Origin of the sequence: Mesorhizobium sp. M5C.F.Ca.IN.020.29.1.1 (genome assembly GCF_003997375.1) — a bacterium.
Taxonomy (GTDB): domain Bacteria; phylum Pseudomonadota; class Alphaproteobacteria; order Rhizobiales; family Rhizobiaceae; genus Mesorhizobium; species Mesorhizobium wenxiniae.
On record NZ_RZSW01000745.1, the window covers coordinates 1 to 2,342 of the forward strand.

Here is a 2,342-nt window from a genome sequence, read left to right on the forward strand (position 1 = left end):
TGTCATCGGGCAATGAATATTCCCTGATTGTGGGCATCGAAAATTCCCTAGTTGTCGCTGCTGCCGCCAGTTCCGGGACGCGTCCCGGAACTGGCGGCTTTCGCTCCGGCGTCGATAGTCCGTCCCGATTTGATCGGAATCGGAGCGTCGCTGGTGGTCCAACTTGGAGAACTTCTGATGATATTGGATCTACACCGTCAGGGCCTGTCCGTGACCGCAATCGCCCGGCGAACGGGGCGCGATCCCAAGACGGTCCGCAAATACATCGAGCGCGGGCTCGAACTCCCCGCCTATCGCCCGCGACAGGCGGGGCGGCCAAACAAGATCGCGCCCTTTGTCGACTATCTGCGCGAACGGGTCTCGGCCTTTCCCGATTTGAGCGCTGTGCGCCTGACGCGCGAGATTCGTGAGCGCGGCTATGACGGCGCCTACACCGCCGTGAAGCGCTTCGTGGCCGCGATCCGACCGCAGGAGCAGGTGCGCCCCTTCGAGGTGCGGTTCGAGACCCCGGCCGGATATCAAGCACAGGTCGACTTCGCGCGCTTCGTCACCGAGTTCACCGACGCGCCGGGCGTGATACGCATTGTCTGGCTGTTCTCGCTTGTGCTTGGCCACTCGCGTTACATCTTCGCCCGCTACGTCATGCACCAGGACCTGCAGACGTTGCTGCGCTGTCATATGCAGGCTTTCGACGCAATAGGAGGAGTGCCGATCGAGATTCTCTACGACAGGATGAAGACGGCGGTGACCGGCGAAGATAACGAAGGCCACATCATCTACAATCGCTCGCTGCTGGCGCTGGCCAAGCACTTTGGCTTCCAGCCCAGAGCCTGCCGGCCGTATCGCGCCAAAACCAAGGGCAAAGTCGAGCGACCATTCCGCTATATCCGCGAGGACTTCTTCCTGGCCCGCAGCTTCCGCAATCTCGACGACCTGAATGAGCAATTGCAAGATTGGCTCGACACCGTCGCCAATGCTCGCCTGCACGGCACCACGCAACGCATCGTCAGTGAAGCCTTCGCGGCAGAGCAGCCGGAACTTCAACCTCTCCCGGCAGTTCCCTTCGACGCGCTTCTCAAGCTGGAGCGTCGCGTCAGCCATGATGGTCTCGTCTCGATCGGCGGCAACTACTATAGCGTTCCCGATCGCACCCGGCGCCTTGTCGAGGTTCACCAGCTTGCCGACTGCATCCGCATCCTGGACGAAGGCAGGCTGGTCGCCAGCCATCCTGTGCTCGAGGGGCGCCGCCAATATCGGATCGATCCTGCTCATCGTCAGGGGGCAGTTCGCCACGCGGCGAGGAAGAGCGCCCCGGATATCATTGTCGGTCGTCTCGGCGACCATGTCGCCCGGCGCTCGCTCGACTTCTATCAGGCCGTCGCCGAGCGACTGGCCGTCGCGGGGAGCCGGTCATGACCATGCACGCATCCACGATCGACAGCATCAGGAAGAGCCTGGTCGGGCTGCGTATGCCGCGGGCGCTCGAAGTGCTTGACGCGACCCTGCGGCGCATCGAGCAGGGCGAGATCGACGGCATCCAGGCCTTCGACGAACTTCTGATGGAAGAACTAACCCTGCGCGAAAGTCGGCGCATCAAGGCTGCTCTGATGATGGCGCGCCTGACCACCATCAAGACGCTCGCCGGCTTCGACTTCGCTTTCCAGCCATCGCTCGATAAAAACCGCATCATGGCGCTGGCCGAACTGAAGTTCATCGAGCGGGCGGAGGTAGTCCATCTTCTCGGCCCGCCCGGCACCGGCAAGAGCCATCTGGCAACCGCGCTCGCTGTCGAAGCCGTCAAGGCCGCAAAGAGCGTCTACTTCTCAACGCTCGCCGACATTATCGCCTCGCTCGCCAAGGCCGAGCGCGAGGGGCAGCTGCGCGAGCGTATCCGCTATCTATGCCGCGCCTCGCTGCTCGTCGTCGACGAAATCGGCTATCTCCCGGTCGTGCCCGGCGGCGGCAATCTGTTCTTCCAGCTCGTCAACGCCCGCTATGAAAAGGGCGCCATGATCCTCACTTCAAACCGAGGATTTGCCGAATGGGGCGAGGTCTTCGGGGACCCTGTCGTCGCAACCGCACTTCTTGATCGCCTGCTTCACCACGCCGTCGTTATCCAGATCGAGGGATCAAGCTACCGCCTTCGACAGCACGCCGATCTCGTCCCCGAGCACGTTCGATCAAAAGCACATATCAACCCGCCTCCGCCGCCGAAAAAACGCGGCCGGCGCCCAGGAGTGAAATCCGACGATCAAGATGCCGGCTGATCACCGGGCCACTTCACCTGTCAGGTAGGGAAAATTGGATGCCCACATTCGCGGAGACTTCGGTGCCCATTGACA

At 62.1% G+C, this 2,342-nt stretch carries 2 protein-coding genes; both read left to right on the top strand.

The window, feature by feature from the left end; translation table 11 throughout:
* Positions 1-153 precede the first annotated feature (153 nt).
* Positions 154-1,416, top strand: coding sequence for an IS21 family transposase (gene istA / locus EOA85_RS32985; RefSeq protein ID WP_127212502.1), 1,263 nt, complete (start codon positions 154-156; stop codon positions 1,414-1,416).
* Positions 1,413-2,267: an IS21-like element helper ATPase IstB gene (istB, locus tag EOA85_RS32990; protein ID WP_127212503.1), complete on the top strand. Its 855-nt coding sequence runs from the start codon at positions 1,413-1,415 to the stop codon at positions 2,265-2,267. Before istA ends, istB begins: the two co-directional genes overlap by 4 nt.
* The last annotated feature ends 75 nt before the right edge of the window (positions 2,268-2,342 follow it).

Coding starts and splice junctions, on each gene's coding strand:
- istB (WP_127212503.1), top strand. CDS start 1,413: ATGACCATGCACGCATCCACGATCGACAGCATCAGGAAGAGCCTGGTC.